This is a genomic window from Ciceribacter azotifigens, assembly GCF_048159625.1.
Classification (GTDB): Bacteria; Pseudomonadota; Alphaproteobacteria; order Rhizobiales; family Rhizobiaceae; genus Allorhizobium; species Allorhizobium azotifigens.
The window spans coordinates 87,591-102,187 of record NZ_JBLQTA010000008.1 but is presented as its reverse complement, the minus strand read 5'-3'; the positions used below and the strand labels follow the sequence as shown (position 1 = coordinate 102,187).

The 14,597-nt window shown below is 63.3% G+C and carries 13 protein-coding genes; 8 read left to right on the top strand and 5 right to left on the bottom strand.

The genetic code is table 11. The features are described 5' to 3' along the window. Window positions 1–126: 126 nt before the first annotated feature. The 7 genes from ACM6UT_RS13350 to ACM6UT_RS13320 all read left to right on the top strand — a co-directional run bounded on the left by ACM6UT_RS13350 (window position 127) and on the right by ACM6UT_RS13320 (window position 8,461). Window positions 127–2,394: a sensor histidine kinase NtrY-like gene (locus ACM6UT_RS13350; protein ID WP_416797833.1), complete on the top strand. Its 2,268-nt coding sequence runs from the start codon at window positions 127–129 to the stop codon at window positions 2,392–2,394. Beyond that, window positions 2,384–3,748, top strand: coding sequence for a nitrogen assimilation response regulator NtrX (gene ntrX / locus ACM6UT_RS13345; RefSeq protein ID WP_416797832.1), 1,365 nt, complete (start codon window positions 2,384–2,386; stop codon window positions 3,746–3,748). The genes ACM6UT_RS13350 and ntrX overlap by 11 nt, the downstream gene beginning before the upstream one ends. Window positions 3,749–3,799: 51 nt before the next feature. Next, the gene (gene trkA / locus ACM6UT_RS13340; RefSeq protein ID WP_416797831.1) at window positions 3,800–5,176 is read left to right on the top strand and encodes a Trk system potassium transporter TrkA; all 1,377 of its coding nucleotides are present in this window, start codon (window positions 3,800–3,802) and stop codon (window positions 5,174–5,176) included. 21 nt (window positions 5,177–5,197) lie between these two features. Then, the gene (locus ACM6UT_RS13335) at window positions 5,198–6,061 is read left to right on the top strand and encodes a D-amino-acid transaminase (protein WP_416797830.1); all 864 of its coding nucleotides are present in this window, start codon (window positions 5,198–5,200) and stop codon (window positions 6,059–6,061) included. 107 nt (window positions 6,062–6,168) lie between these two features. Beyond that, the gene (gene hfq / locus ACM6UT_RS13330) at window positions 6,169–6,414 is read left to right on the top strand and encodes an RNA chaperone Hfq (RefSeq protein ID WP_112689690.1); all 246 of its coding nucleotides are present in this window, start codon (window positions 6,169–6,171) and stop codon (window positions 6,412–6,414) included. Window positions 6,415–6,488: 74 nt separating this feature from the next. Then, entirely contained in the window at window positions 6,489–7,835 is a 1,347-nt protein-coding gene (gene hflX / locus ACM6UT_RS13325; protein WP_416797829.1) for a GTPase HflX, read from the top strand. Between the two features lie 38 nt (window positions 7,836–7,873). Next, a complete protein-coding gene (locus tag ACM6UT_RS13320; protein WP_416797828.1) occupies window positions 7,874–8,461 on the top strand; it encodes a YdeI/OmpD-associated family protein in 588 nt (195 codons plus the stop codon). Between the two features lie 125 nt (window positions 8,462–8,586). Here the strand turns inward: ACM6UT_RS13320 and ACM6UT_RS13315 are convergent, their stop codons facing one another. Further along, window positions 8,587–10,392, bottom strand: coding sequence for a methyl-accepting chemotaxis protein (locus ACM6UT_RS13315; protein ID WP_416797827.1), 1,806 nt, complete (start codon window positions 10,390–10,392; stop codon window positions 8,587–8,589). A gap of 276 nt (window positions 10,393–10,668) precedes the next feature. Continuing rightward, a complete protein-coding gene (locus ACM6UT_RS13310; RefSeq protein WP_416797826.1) occupies window positions 10,669–11,538 on the bottom strand; it encodes an aldo/keto reductase family oxidoreductase in 870 nt (289 codons plus the stop codon). Window positions 11,539–11,641: 103 nt separating this feature from the next. Between ACM6UT_RS13310 and ACM6UT_RS13305 the strand changes: the two genes are divergently transcribed. Next, window positions 11,642–12,553, top strand: a complete 912-nt coding sequence (locus tag ACM6UT_RS13305) for a LysR family transcriptional regulator (RefSeq protein WP_416797825.1) — start codon at window positions 11,642–11,644, stop codon at window positions 12,551–12,553. Between the two features lie 9 nt (window positions 12,554–12,562). Here ACM6UT_RS13305 and mazG read toward each other — a convergent pair whose 3' ends face one another. The 3 genes from mazG to ACM6UT_RS13290 are packed head-to-tail and all read right to left on the bottom strand — an operon-like array spanning window position 12,563 to window position 14,406. Beyond that, complete coding sequence (gene mazG / locus ACM6UT_RS13300; RefSeq protein ID WP_416797824.1) at window positions 12,563–13,381, bottom strand: nucleoside triphosphate pyrophosphohydrolase; 819 nt, start codon at window positions 13,379–13,381, stop codon at window positions 12,563–12,565. Between the two features lie 14 nt (window positions 13,382–13,395). Then, window positions 13,396–13,776, bottom strand: a complete 381-nt coding sequence (locus tag ACM6UT_RS13295; protein WP_416797931.1) for a VOC family protein — start codon at window positions 13,774–13,776, stop codon at window positions 13,396–13,398. Window positions 13,777–13,812: 36 nt separating this feature from the next. After that, complete coding sequence (locus ACM6UT_RS13290) at window positions 13,813–14,406, bottom strand: deaminase (RefSeq protein WP_416797823.1); 594 nt, start codon at window positions 14,404–14,406, stop codon at window positions 13,813–13,815. Window positions 14,407–14,597: the final 191 nt, after the last annotated feature.

Below are 14,597 nucleotides of genomic sequence, written 5' to 3'. Positions count from 1 at the left end.
TTGCTCAAAAGCCACGACACGGCGCGAGTCCACTCGAACCGTTTCGTCGTCCGCTCGGACGAGACTGTTTCCTATGTGGTGCGCACAGCGCTGATATTGGCCCCGGCGGGCGGGAAGTGATTTGAGATGGACAGCCGAAGGATCGATCCCGTGGCGGAGAGTGACGCCGCACTGGCGAACGACCGTCGCGCGTCGTTCGCACTGCCCGGGCTCGTCCTCGCCGGCGGCGCGCTCGCCTGCGCGGTCTTCACGCTTCCGGTTCTGCTCGGGCTGACGCCGATTGCGCCGACGTCCAATGTCCTCATCGCGTCGGCAGTGCTGAACTCGCTCTTCGTCGTCGGCCTGATGTTCCTCATCGGGCGCGAGGTCAGCCGCCTTGTAAGAGCACGCACGCGCGGCCGTGCGGCGGCCCGGCTGCATGTCCGCATCGTCGCGCTCTTCTCGGTGGTGGCGATCACGCCCGCCATCCTTGTGGCCATCTTTGCGAGCATCACGCTGAACGTTGGTCTGGACCGGTGGTTCTCGATCCGGACGCAATCCATCGTCAGCTCGTCGATGGATGTCGCGCAGGCCTATATGCTCGAGAATGCGAGCTACCTACAGGGCCAGACCATCTCGATGGCGAACGACCTCGACCGCAACCGCGCGCTCTTCTTCCTCGACCGCACCGGTTTCGTGCAGCTCATGACCCGCCAGGCAAAGGGGCGCGGCATGCTGGGCGCGTTCCTCGTGCGTCAGGACGGTTCGGCGATTACCCAGGCGGAGATCAAGACCGACAAGCCCCTGCCGGCTATCCCGAAGGACGCGCTCGAAAGCGCGGCGGCCGGCCAGCCGACACTGATCCCGCCGGGCGTTACCAATCTCGTCGGCGCGATCATCAAGCTCGATTCCATCTCCGGCACCTTCCTCTACACGATCCGCGCCGTCGACCCGAAGGTAATGGCGGCCATGCGGCTGATGGAGGACAACACCGCCGAGTACAAGGCGATGGAGGCCGGCCGAACGTCGCTGCAGATCGCATTCGCCGTTCTCTATCTCGGCTTTGCGCTGATCGTCCTGCTGGCGGCGATCTGGACGGCGATCGCGATTGCTGACCGCATCGTCCGGCCGATCCGTCTGCTGATCAGTGCGGCCGACAACGTCGCTTCCGGCAATTTCAACGTCGTCGTCCCCGTCCGGTCCGCCGATGGCGATGTCGGCAGCCTTTCGCTCACCTTCAACAAGATGATCTCGCAGATCCGCACCCAGCGCGACGAGATCCTGGAGGCCAAGGACGAAGTCGACGACCGCCGCCGCTTCATCGAGGCGGTGCTGTCTGGCGTCACAGCGGCCGTAATCGGTGTGGAAGATGACGGCGTCATCACGATCGTCAATCCGTCGGCCGAGTATTTCCTCGCCCAGTCGTCCGACGAAATCGTCGGCAAGAAGCTCTCGGTGATCGCTCCCGAAATAGACCGGGTCATGGCGGAGGCTGCAGTGCGCCATCGCGGAGAATACCGCCAGCAGATCAATCTGATTCGTGGCGGCAAGGAGCGGACGCTGAGCGTCCAGGTGACCCGCGAGGAGACCCGCGGCGCCGCGGACGCCTATGTCATCACCCTCGACGACATCACGGACCTCGTCATCGCGCAGCGTTCGACAGCCTGGGCCGACGTTGCGCGCCGCATCGCCCACGAGATCAAGAACCCGCTGACGCCGATCCAGCTGTCCGCAGAGCGGATCAAAAGGCGCTACGGCCGCCAGATCGACGAGAACGACCGGGCGGTTTTTGACCAGTGCACGGATACGATCGTCCGTCAGGTGGAGGATATCGGCCGCATGGTCGACGAGTTCTCGGCGTTTGCGCGGATGCCTAAGCCGGCGAAGCAGCGATCCGATCTCAGGCATATTCTGCGTGATGCCGTCTTCCTGCGCGAGATGGGTAATAATGACGTGACCTTTTTGCGCGAGTTCGGTGACAAGCCGCTCGAAGGCAGCTTCGACGCGCGCATGCTGGGCCAGGCGGTCGGCAATATCATCAAGAATGCGGTGGAGGCCATCGAGGCCGTGCCGGCCGAGGAACGGCGGGGCGGCAAGGTGCTGGTGCGCTCGACCTATGACGAGGGCCAGGACAGTTTCGTCGTCGACGTCATCGACAACGGGCGCGGTCTGCCGGTCGAGAACCGCCATCGCATCCTGGAGCCATACATGACAATGCGCGAGAAGGGCACAGGGCTCGGGCTCGCCATCGTGAAGAAGATTATCGAAGAACACGGCGGTCAGCTCGAATTGCATGACGCGCCGGCGGAGTTCGACCACGGGCGAGGGGCCATGATCAGGATCGTCCTGCCTCGCCTCGATGCAGTCGTTCCCGCCGCAGGTGAGGGTGACAAGGAAAAAGTCCATGGCCTCTGATATTCTTGTAGTCGACGACGAAGAAGACATCCGCGAAATCGTTTCGGGCATCCTGAGCGACGAGGGCCACGAAACCCGCACGGCCCACGATGCCGACAGCGCGCTTGCCGCGATTTCCGATCGCGTGCCGCGGCTAGTTTTCCTCGATATCTGGATGCAGGGCAGCCGGCTCGACGGTCTGTCGCTGCTCGACGAGATCAGGACCCGCCATCCCGACCTTCCGGTTGTGATGATTTCCGGTCACGGCAACATCGAGACGGCGGTTTCGGCGATCAAGCGCGGCGCCTTCGACTTCATCGAGAAGCCGTTCAAGGCCGACCGGCTGATCCTGATCGCCGAGCGGGCGCTCGAAAATTCCAAGCTGAAGCGCGAGGTTTCCGAGCTGAAGAAGCGCGCCGGCGACACCGCGGAACTGATCGGCACGTCGGTTGCCGTCTCGCAGCTGCGCCAGACGATCGACAAGGTCGCTCCGACGAACAGTCGCATCATGATCTTCGGTCCCTCCGGTTCCGGCAAGGAACTGGTGGCGCGGATGATCCACAAGCGTTCGACCCGCTCCGGCGGTCCCTTCGTCACGCTGAGCGCGGCGGCGATCACGCCGGACCGGATGGAAATCGCCCTTTTCGGCACCGAGGGTTCGCCCGGCCAGCCGCGCCGCATCGGCGCCCTGGAGGAGGCCCATCGCGGCATCCTCTACCTCGACGAGATCGGCGAAATGCCGCGCGAGACGCAGAACAAGATCCTGCGTGTGCTGGTCGAACAGCAATTCGAGCGCATCGGCGGCTCGAAGCGCGTGAAGGTCGATGTTCGCATCATCTCGTCGACGGCCTATAACCTCGAAAACCAGATTGCCGAGGGGCGTTTCCGCGAGGATCTCTTCCATCGCCTGGCGGTGGTGCCGATCAAGGTGCCGGCACTTGCCGAACGGCGGGAGGACATCCCGTTCCTGGTCGACATGTACATGCGCCAGATCTGCGAGCAGGCCGGCGTCCGTCCGCGCAGGATCGGCGAGGATGCGATGGCGGTGCTGCAGGCGAACGACTGGCCGGGCAACATCCGCCAGCTTCGCAACAATATCGAGCGGCTGATGATTCTTGCCCATGGCGACGGCCCCGATTCGCCGATCACCGCCGAGATGCTGCCGCAGGACCTCTCCGACATGCTGCCGAAGGTCTCGGCGCGCAACGACACCCACATCATGACGTTGCCGCTGCGCGAAGCGCGCGAGATGTTCGAGCGCGACTATCTGATCGCGCAGATCAACCGCTTCGGCGGCAACATATCGCGCACCGCGGAATTCGTCGGCATGGAGCGCTCCGCCCTCCATCGCAAACTGAAGTCTCTTGGCGTATAAGCGAGTCCGGCGGCTCGCGCCGCCGACATCACATCCGTCGAAAGAGGCATCATGAAAGTCATCATTTGCGGCGCCGGGCAGGTGGGCTACGGGATCGCGGAACGTCTGTCCCAGGAAGACAATGATGTTTCCGTGATCGATACGTCGGCGTCGCTGATCAGTCACATCACCGAGACACTCGACGTGCGCGGCTATGTGGGCCACGGCGCCCACCCGGACGTGCTCGCCAAGGCCGGTGCCGACCAGGCCGACATGATCATTGCCGTGACCCTCTACGACGAGATCAACATGGTCGCCTGCCAGGTGGCCCATTCGCTCTTCAACGTGCCGACGAAGATCGCCCGCATCCGTTCGCAGAGCTATCTCCGCCCGGAATACTCCGACCTGTTCAGCCGCGACAACATGCCGATCGACGTCACGATCTCGCCCGAGGTCGAGGTCGGCAAGATGGTGCTGCGACGCATCTCCTTCCCCGGTGCGAACGATGTCGCGCGTTTTGCCGACGACAACATCGCGATGGTGGCGATCGAGTGCATGGAAGACTGCCCGGTCGTCAACACGCCGCTGCAGCAGCTGAGCCAGCTCTTCCCGGACCTGATGGCGACCGTCACTGCGATCTATCGCAACGGCAGGCTCCATGTCGTCCGTTCGACCGACCAGCTCCTGGTCGGCGATCTCGCCTATGTCATCTGCCAGCGGGATCACATCCGCCGCACTCTCGGCCTCTTCGGCCACGAGGAGCAGGAGGCCGGCCGTATCGTCATCGCCGGCGGCGGCAATATCGGCTACTACGTCGCGCGGACCATCGATGAGATGCAGCCGAAGATCAAGGTCAAGATCATCGAGGGCGACCGCGAGCGTGCGATCTCGGTGTCCGACCAGCTGCGGCACGCGATCGTGCTCCAGGGTTCGGCGCTCGACCAGAACATCCTCATGCAGGCGGACATTCAGGATGCCGACCTCATGGTGGCGCTGACCAACAGCGACCAGACCAACGTGCTGAGTGCTGCGATGGCAAAGCGCCTCGGCTGCAAGTCCGGGATGATCCTGGTCAACGATCCGTCCTATCAGGACCTGACCACCTCGATCGGCATCGACGCCTATATCAATCCGCGCGCCGTCACCATTTCACGCGTGCTCCAGCACGTCCGCAAGGGTCGCATCCGCTCGGTCTACGCCGTGCAGAAGGGCGCGGCGGAAGTGATCGAGGCCGAGGCGCTCGAGACCTCGCCGCTCGTCGGACGGCCGTTCCGCGATCTCGACCTGCCCGAAGGCATGCGCATAGGCGCGATCTATCGCGACGGCGTGGTTCTGCGGCCGGACGGCAGCACGAGGATCAAGACCAAGGACCGCGTGGTGCTCTTCGTCACGGCCGCCGCAATCCGCGACGTCGAGCAGATGTTCCGTGTCTCCATCCAGTATTTTTGATCGCCCGGGGTTCCGCCGCTCATGCCGAGAATTGCCTATGTCAACGGCCGCTACGTCAACCACGGCGAGGCGGGCGTCCATATCGAGGACCGCGGCTACCAGTTCGCCGACGGTGTCTACGAGGTCTGCGAGGTGCGTCACGGCGTGATCGTCGATCTCACCCGCCACCTCGACCGTCTCGACCGCTCGCTCTCGGAGATCCGGATCAAGCCGCCGATGGCGCGGGCGGCGCTCGTCCAAGTCATCCGCGAAGTGCTGCGACGCAACCGCGTGCGCAACGGCCTCTTTTATCTGCAGGTCACCCGCGGCGCGGCCCGGCGCGACCATGTCTTTCCCGCTGCGGATACGCCCGCGACCCTGGTGGTCACGGCCAAGAGCACCAATCCGGAGATCATCGTCGCCAAGAATACCAACGGCATCAAGGCGATCACGCTCCCCGACAATCGCTGGGAGCGCGTCGACGTCAAGACGGTCGGGCTTCTGCCGAACGTCCTCGCCCGCCAGCAGGCGAAGGAGGCCGGCGCACAGGAGGCGATCTACATCGACCGCGACGGCATGGTGACAGAAGGGGCGGCGACCAATGTGTGGATCGTCGACAAGGAAGGCCTCCTCGTCACGCGCCCCGCGGACCCCGGCATCCTCAGGGGAATCACGCGCACGACGCTGATGGATGTCGCCGACAAGATCGGCGTGCCGATCGTCGAGCGCCGATTCTCCCGCGAGGAAATGCTGGACGCGCGTGAAGTCTTTGTGACGGCAGCGACCAGCATCTGCTTTCCTGTGGTCGAGATTGACGGACACACCGTCGCCAACGGCCATCCCGGCGAAGTATCCCGAAGCATTCGTCAGGCTTTTTTCGACATTGCGGAAAAGACTGCGATTTGATACCAACTTCACCGCGAAGGGGTCGTAAGGGCGCTTCCTGGTCGGCTGACACGCGCAAACAATAATTCACCGGTCAAAGCACCGGCAAAAAAGAAAGAAGCGGCGCCATGGCGGAACGTTCTCAGAATTTACAGGATCTTTTCCTCAACACTGTTCGCAAGCAGAAAATTTCGTTGACGATTTTCCTGATCAACGGCGTCAAGCTGACCGGCGTCGTCACGTCCTTCGACAATTTTTGCGTCCTTCTGCGCCGTGACGGGCATTCGCAGCTCGTTTACAAACACGCGATTTCGACCATCATGCCCGGACAGCCGATGCAGATGTTCGAGAGCGAAGAAAACGCCGCTTCATAGGGTCAAAAGCAATCAACACGCGCGATACCAAGAGCGATTCCATAGTCCCGGAGGATGAAAAGCACCGGGACGACATGTGCGCCGTCGTCGTCGTGCCGCTGGTCAAACCCTCGCGCGCTGCGGCGGGGCAGGCCGACGGTGCGGGGGCGCAGCCGCTCGCTCCGACCCGATCCAACGAAGCCCGCCTCGAAGAGGCGATCGGCCTTGCGCGCGCCATCGACCTGACGATCGCGGAGGGTCTGCTCGTTCCGGTCAACCAGCCGCGTCCGGCGACGCTGCTCGGCACCGGCAAGATCGCCGAGATCGGAGCGCTGCTCGACGCGCACAATGCCGGGCTCGTCATCGTCGACCATCCGCTGACCCCGGTGCAGCAGCGCAATCTCGAAAAGGAATGGAACGCCAAGGTCATCGACCGGACGGGCCTCATCCTGGAAATCTTCGGTAGGCGCGCCTCCACCAAGGAAGGCTCCCTGCAGGTCGAACTTGCTCATCTCAACTACCAGAAGGGCCGGCTGGTTCGCAGCTGGACCCACCTCGAGCGCCAGCGCGGCGGTGCGGGCTTCATGGGCGGCCCGGGTGAAACGCAGATCGAGGCCGACCGGCGTCTCTTGCAGGAGCGGATCGTCAGGCTCGAACGGGAGCTGGAGCAGGTGGTCCGTACCCGCCAGCTCCACCGCGCCAAGCGTCGCAAGGTGCCGCATCCGATCGTCGCGCTCGTCGGCTACACCAATGCCGGCAAGTCGACACTCTTCAACCGCATCACCGGCGCCGGCGTGCTCGCCGAGGACATGCTGTTTGCGACGCTCGATCCGACGCTCCGGCGCATGAAGCTGCCGCACGGCCGCACGGTGATCCTGTCGGACACTGTGGGCTTCATCTCGAACCTGCCGACCCACCTCGTCGCCGCCTTCCGCGCGACGCTCGAAGAGGTGCTGGAAGCCGACCTCATTCTCCATGTCCGCGACATGTCGGATCCGGACAACGGGGCGCAGGCGTCGGACGTGCTGCGCATCCTTTCCGATCTCGGCATCGACGAGAAGGAGGGGGCCGAGCGCATCATTGAGGTCTGGAACAAGATCGACCGGCTGGAGCCGGAAAGCCACGACGCGATCCTGCAAAAGGCCGCCTCGCGCGCCAACGTCATTCCCGTGTCCGCAATCAGCGGCGAGGGCGTGGACCGGCTGATGGCGGAGATTTCCGAGCGGCTCTCGGGCGTGCTCACGGAAACGACGGTGATCATCCCGGCCGACAAGCAGGCGCTGATCTCCTGGGCCTACGAGAACGCCGTAGTCGACGGCCGTGAGGACCGCGAGGACGGCTCCGTCAGCCTCGACCTGCGGCTGACCGAACGCCAGGCGATCGAGCTCGAACGGCGGCTCGGCAACGACCGCAAGCGTGACAAGGAAGACTGGGAACGGTGAGGGGCATTTTGCTTCCGTAACGACGAGAGGAGTTGCAGATGCATGACAATGCCGCGAAGATCGAGGCCTTCTTCTCCGAAGCCAAGGTGTGGCCGGAGGAACTGCGGGCGCTGAGGGCGATCCTGCTCGACTGTGGGCTCGCGGAAGAATTCAAGTGGCGCGGGCCCTGCTACACCTTTGATGGCGGCAACCTCGCCATCATCTGGGGCTTCAAGGAGAATGCCGCGCTCGGCTTCTTCAAGGGCGTGCTGCTCAAGGATCCGGAAGGCCTGCTCGTCGCGCCCGGCGACAATTCCCGCTCCGTGCGCATGTTCAGGTTCACCGGTCTCGACCAGATCGAGGCGATCGAGTCCACCATCCGGAGCTATGTCCGCGAGGCGATCGAACTCGAGAAGGCGGGGGCGAAGGTCGACCTGCCGAAGGATGACATCGTCTACCCCGAGGAGCTTCTCTCCGCTCTGGAGGAAGATCCGGAGCTGCAAGAGGCTTTCGAGGCACTGACACCCGGCCGCAGGCGCGGCTATGCGCTGCATTTTGCCCAGCCGAAGCAATCCGCTACCCGCCGATCACGGATCGAAAAAAGCCGCGACAGAATACTGGCCGGCAAGGGTCTGCAGGAGAGGTGACGACATCGGCTCTCACGGGTCTCCTGTCGAAGCACCATTCCTCGAACGCTAAGACCACCCGCGGCAGGCGGGTGGTCTTGTATGTCAAGCTTGTAGGCCGAAGTGTCAGGTAGCAGGCACGCCGCTCAGAATTCCTCCCAGCTATCGTCCCTGAGGGCCGCGTTGCCGTTGAAGGCACCGGCGACCTTCGCCGCCATCTGACGTGCTGGCGAGGGGACAGGCTTCGACGTGGTAGCGGCGGAGACCGTCGCGGCGACCGGCGCCTGGCGTCGGGCGTTGGCTGTCCCGCCGATGTTGAACTGCGAGAGCATCTGGAAGAGTTGCTCGGCCTCGCGGGCGAGGCTGTGGGCGGCAGCCGTCGTCTCTTCCACCATGGCGGCGTTCTGCTGTGTGCCCTGGTCCATTGTGTTGACGGCGGCGTTGATCTCCTTGAGGCCGGTCGCCTGCTCCTTGGATGCCTCGACGATCGCACCGACATTGTCGTCCACGCGGAGCACCTGTCCAACGATCTCCTGCAGCGCGTGGCCGGTGTCGCCGACGAGCGTGACGCCGCTCTTCACGTGTTCGCTGGAAGTGCTGATCAGATCCTTGATCTCCTTTGCCGCCTTGGCCGAGCGCTGGGCGAGCTCTCTGACCTCCTGGGCGACGACGGCAAAGCCTTTGCCCGCTTCGCCGGCGCGGGCGGCTTCGACACCGGCGTTCAGCGCCAGGAGGTTGGTCTGGAAGGCGATCTCGTCGATCACGCCGATGATGCTGGCGATCTCGCCGGCGGACTGCTCGATCTTGCCCATGGCCGCCACGGCCTGGCTGACGACGCCGCCCGAGCGTTCGGCATTGTCCTTGGTCCGGCGGACGAGGTCACCGGCCTCCTGCGCCCTGCGGCTCGAATCGGCGACGGTCGTGGTGATCTGTTCCAGCGCGGCAGCCGTTTCCTCCACCGACGCGGCCTGCTGTTCGGTTCGCTTCGAAAGGTCGTTCGAGGCCGACTGGATCTGCTGAGAAGCAGCGGCAATCGCTCCCGCATTCTCGGAGATCGTGTGCATGCTGCTGCGCAGCTTCGTCGAGGCGCCGTTGAAGTCTACGCGCAGCTTCTCGAGCGTCGGAAGGAAAGGATCGGTAATCGATTGGGTGAGGTCGCCCTCGGCGAGCGCGTTCAGGGCGCGCGCGAGTTGGTCGACGTTTTCCACCCGCCGGGTGACGTCGGTCGCGAACTTGACGATCTTGAAAACCTTGCCGTTCATATCGAAGATCGGATTATAGGAGGCCTGGATGTAGACCTTCCGGCCGCCCTTTCCGACTCGCAGGAATTCATCCGCGACGAGTTCACCGGAAGCGAGCTTGCTCCAGAAGGTTCTGTAGGCCTCGCTGGCGGTATAGGCGCCGTCGCAGAACATCGCGTGATGCTTGCCGCGGATCTCGTCCATCGTATAACCGAGCGTCCGCAGGAAGTTTTCATCTGCGGACAGGATTTCGCCCTTCGGCGTGAATTCGATAATCGCCTGGGCTCGCGAGATCGCGTCGAGCTTGCCGGCGTCTTCCACCGCCTTCAGTTTCTGCCCGGTAATGTCGGTCGCAAACTTTACGACCTTATAGGGTTTTCCGTTGCGGAATACTGGGTTGTAGGAGGCCTCGATCCAGACCTCGCGGCCACCCTTGCCGATGCGCTTGTACTGGCGCCGGTCGAACTCGCCGGCTCCGAGCCTCGCCCAGAATTCACGGTAGGCGGGGCTGTTCGCCTCTGCCGGATCGACGAACATCCTGTGGTGTTGCCCGGCGATCTCCGAGAGTGCATAGCCGAGCGCCTTACAGAAATTCTCGTTGGCCGTAATGATGGTTCCATCCAGCTTGAACTCGATGATCGCCTGGGAGCGGCTCATCGCCTCCAGAACGGCTTTTGCTTCCGATCCACTACCAAAACCCAGCATCTGCATCTCCGAAATGCGCGCCCAATGGTTGACTTCGAGGGTGGGTGCGCCGGCTTCCCGTTGATTTCTATGGGGCTAAGTTTCACCTGGTGCAGTTTACGAACTGTGAAGATTTTGCGCGGAGCAAAGATCAAATCTGAACATTTTTGGGTATTTCTTGGCATCCTCGGGATCTACTGTGCCATCGCAAGTGGAGCCGACGGGCGGAGGCTGATGAACCACACCCGCCGGGCACATGCAGTATGCCGCTTCACCACGTCCTTGTGAGTACTCCTGCTTGCCTCAGGTTTTGGCGATAGTGTCGAGCGCCGAAATCGCCGCGGACGGCAGTTCGAGTTCCGCAGCCGCGATGTTCTCCCTGAGATGGGTCACGGAAGACGTGCCAGGGATGAGCAGGACGTTGGGCGAGCGTCGCAGCAGCCAGGCAAGGGCGACCTGCATCGGCGTGGCGCCAAGCTCGGCCGCAACGCCCGACAGGGTAGCCGACTGCAGCGGCGAGAATCCGCCAAGCGGGAAGAAGGGCACATAGGCAATACCGTCGGCGGCAAGTTCGTCGATCATCGCGTCGTCGGCGCGATGGGCGAGATTGTAGAGGTTCTGTATGCAGGCAATGTCACAGATCTTCCGTCCCTCTTCGACCTGGCCGAGCGTGACATTGCTCAGTCCGACATGTTTGATGAGCCCTCGCCTGCGGAGATCCGCAAGTGTCGTCAGTTGCGCTTCCAGCGATCCGTCGACGGGATGGTGGGGGTCGAGCATGGCGCGAAAATTGACGACATCGAGCACGTCGAGACGCAGGTTGCGCAGATTGTCGTGAACGGCCCGGACCAGTTCCTCGGGCGATGCCGCCGGCAGCCAGGAACCGTCCGCACCCCGCCGCGCACCGACCTTGGTCACGATCGCGAGGCTGTCCGGATAGGGATGCAGGGCCTCGCGAATGATTTCGTTCGTCACGTGAGGGCCGTAGAAATCACTGGTGTCGATGTGATTGACGCCCGCGGCAACAGCCGCGCGAAGGACGTCGAGAGCGGCTTTGCGATCCTTGGGCGGGCCGAAGACGCCAGGTCCCGCCAGTTGCATCGCTCCATAGCCGAGCCGGTTGATCGTGCGGTCGCCGAGTTTGAACGTGCCGGCCTTGTCAATAATGGACATGAACTGCCTCCTTTTCCGGATCAATGGGTGACTGGAAGATAGTCGTCGTTCATTATCGTGATAACGGCCCCAAGTTCGTACGGGCTGTACGAAGGAGCGGACAATGAAGGTCGATCTGGATGATCTGCGCGCAATTTTGATCGTCGCAAGGGCAGGCGGCTTCCGCGAGGGAGCGAGGGTCATGGGTGTCAGCGCGTCGGGCCTCAGCGATGCCGTGCGTCGCGTCGAGGAGGGTCTGGGCGTCAGACTGTTCAATCGGACGACGCGTAGCGTTGTGCCGACCGAGGCGGGACGGGGGCTGATCGCGCGCCTCGAAACGGCCCTCGACGAAGTGGAGGCCGCGCTTGACGTGGTCAACGGTTTTCGGAGCCGGCCGGCAGGATCGCTCAAGCTCAACGTACCGGTGAGCGCGGCACGACTCGTTCTGCCGCGGCTCATCCCGTCCTTTCTCGCCGCCTATCCGGAGATCAGGATCGAGGTGATCACCGAGGAGAGTTTCGTGGACGTGATCGAAGCCGGATGTGATGCAGGGATCCGCTATGATGACCGCCTGGAACAGGACATGATCGCCGTGCCGATCGGACCCCGGGTGCAGCGGTTTGCCACGGCTGCGTCCAAAGCGTATCTCGATCGGCATGGCCGACCGGAGCATCCGCGCGACTTGCTCGGCCATGCCTGCTTGCTCGGTCGCTTCTGCAGCGGCGCTCTGGCGAGTCCCTGGGAGTTCGAGCGGGACGGCGAGGTCGTGCGTATCGAGCCGTCCGGTCCCCTGATCGTCCGTGCCGGCGGCGGCACTGACCTCGCGGTCGATGCAGCGGTGGCGGGGGCGGGGGTCATCCACCTTTTCGAGGACTGGCTACGCCCGCTATTCGACAGCGGAGACCTCGAACCGGTGCTGGAAACCTGGTGGCAACCGTTCTCCGGACCGTTCCTCTATTATTCCGGCCGCCGACTCGTGCCGGCTCCTCTGAGGGCGTTCATCGATTTCGTGCGCTCTGCGGCGTGGACGGAGTAGAAACGGGGTTCATTTGCCCTTCGCCGCCTGCCAGAGCTCCTCCATCCGCTCCAGCGACGCACCTTCGAGCGTTTCTCCGGACGCTTGAAGATTCTTCTCTATATATTTGAAACGCTGTCTAAATTTCGTATTCGTTCCGCGTAACGCCTGCTCCGGATCGGCGCCGACGTGGCGGCCGATATTGACGAGGGCGAAGATCAGGTCGCCGAGTTCGTCGGTGATCTTCTCAGGGCGGCCCTCGGCCAGTGCCTCGCGCAACTCGCCGATCTCTTCCTCGATCTTGTCGAGGATGGGGGCGGCCTCGGACCAGTCGAATCCGACCTTCGCTGCCCGTTCCTGCAGCTTGATCGCCTCGGTCAGCGCCGGAAACGAGCGCTGCACCGTGCCGAGGTGTCCGTCATGGTGCTCTTCGGCCGCACCGCGGCGGCGGCGCTTTTCGCTCCGCTCGGCCTTCTCCTCGGCCTTGATCGCGTCCCACTGCACCTTGACCGCTTCGGGCGTTGCCGCGTCGGAGACGGCGAAGACATGCGGATGGCGGCGGATCATCTTTCTGGTAATCGCCTCGACGACATCGCCGAAGGAAAAGAGGCCGGCTTCCTCCGCCATCCGCGCATGAAACACCACCTGCAGCAGCAGGTCACCGAGCTCCTCGCAGAGATCGTCGGGATCGTTGCGCTCGATCGCGTCGGCGACCTCGTAGGCCTCCTCGATGGTGTAGGGCTTGATCGTCTCGAACGTCTGGACGATGTCCCAGGGGCAGCCGGTCTCGGGGTTTCTCAGCGCCGCCATGATCTCGATGAGGCGGCCGATGTCCTTGGAAGCTTGCATATTTCGTCTTTCGATTAATCCGGCGCGCGGTGGCAGACCGCCTCAATGCGACGTCCGTCCGGATCGATGACGAAGGCCGCGTAGTAGTTGGGATGATACTGCGGGCGTAGGCCCGGCGCACCGTCATCGGTCCCGCCGTTTGCGAGCGCAGCCGCGTGAAAGGCGTCGACGGCGGCGCGCGACGGCGCCGAAAGCGCATAATGCGTCCTCGGGTGGTTCACGAGTTCCGGGACGTCCACCAGGCCGACATAGAAGTCGTCCGAACCGTCGACGGCCCAGCCGGCAGACGTCTCCGTGACGGCACATTCAACAGCCCCGAGCGGGGCGAATGCGGCCGTGTAGAAGCGCCGGGCGCGGTCGAGGTCGGTCGTGGGAAGCGAGATGTGGTCGAGCATGCCCATGGCGGCGGTCCTCCTTGCGCTGTTTTGCGGTCAGTTGAGCGGAATGGAATTCTCGTCCTTCGTGGACTGGTAGCGCTCGGAGAGCCCGGCATACACCGCCTTGATGCGAGAAGACTGCTCGAAGAGCGCGGAGCGATCGGCATCCGGTGCCATCGCGATCAGTTCGGCGATCCAGTGCGAGTGCCAGAACGCATTCGCCCTGCGGTAGCCGCCGGGTTCGAGCCCAAACACCTCCTTCAGGATCTTGAGGTCGTGCGGAATGGCGAAGGCGTCGCGGCTGTCCTCGTGGCTGAAGAAATAGTAGAAATTGTCGAAGCCCGCCCAGGTGATCGCCGACATGCACATGGTGCAGGGTTCGTGGGTCGACAGGAAGACGAGGTTGCGCGTGTCCGGCCGCTCGGCGAGCTCGTAGAACCTTTTCAGCGTGTGGACCTCGCCGTGCCAGAGAGGGTTCTCCGTCTCGTTGTTGGTCTCGGCGAGAACCAGCGAGAGATCGGATTTCCGGAGCACGGCGGCGCCGAATACCTTGTTGCCGGCCGCGACCCCGCGGGTGGTGAGCGGCAGGATGTCGTGCTCGATCACGTCGAGAAGGCGCGCGGCGGGGATAGTCGTTGCTGTGGTCAAGGCGTTGTTCCTATTGTTGTCCGGCTATCCTTGGCCGGGCGGCCGGCAAAAGTCAAAACGACAATCGCGGAAGTGTACCAATGACGGCGGCCGGTGAGATTTGCTCGGATTTGGCGGATGCCTAGCAAAGAAATGTGCGCCCCGCGAGGGCGACGGATTCCTGTTTCTTCAAACCATTGCCGCAAACGGCG

Coding starts and splice junctions, on each gene's coding strand:
- ACM6UT_RS13350 (WP_416797833.1), top strand. CDS start 127: ATGGACAGCCGAAGGATCGATCCCGTGGCGGAGAGTGACGCCGCACTG.
- ACM6UT_RS13295 (WP_416797931.1), bottom strand. CDS start 13,776: ATGCTCGACCACATCTCGCTTCCCACGACCGACCTCGACCGCGCCCGG.
- trkA (WP_416797831.1), top strand. CDS start 3,800: ATGAAAGTCATCATTTGCGGCGCCGGGCAGGTGGGCTACGGGATCGCG.
- ACM6UT_RS13310 (WP_416797826.1), bottom strand. CDS start 11,538: ATGTCCATTATTGACAAGGCCGGCACGTTCAAACTCGGCGACCGCACG.
- ntrX (WP_416797832.1), top strand. CDS start 2,384: ATGGCCTCTGATATTCTTGTAGTCGACGACGAAGAAGACATCCGCGAA.
- hfq (WP_112689690.1), top strand. CDS start 6,169: ATGGCGGAACGTTCTCAGAATTTACAGGATCTTTTCCTCAACACTGTT.
- hflX (WP_416797829.1), top strand. CDS start 6,489: ATGTGCGCCGTCGTCGTCGTGCCGCTGGTCAAACCCTCGCGCGCTGCG.
- ACM6UT_RS13320 (WP_416797828.1), top strand. CDS start 7,874: ATGCATGACAATGCCGCGAAGATCGAGGCCTTCTTCTCCGAAGCCAAG.
- ACM6UT_RS13305 (WP_416797825.1), top strand. CDS start 11,642: ATGAAGGTCGATCTGGATGATCTGCGCGCAATTTTGATCGTCGCAAGG.
- ACM6UT_RS13315 (WP_416797827.1), bottom strand. CDS start 10,392: ATGCAGATGCTGGGTTTTGGTAGTGGATCGGAAGCAAAAGCCGTTCTG.
- ACM6UT_RS13335 (WP_416797830.1), top strand. CDS start 5,198: ATGCCGAGAATTGCCTATGTCAACGGCCGCTACGTCAACCACGGCGAG.
- mazG (WP_416797824.1), bottom strand. CDS start 13,381: ATGCAAGCTTCCAAGGACATCGGCCGCCTCATCGAGATCATGGCGGCG.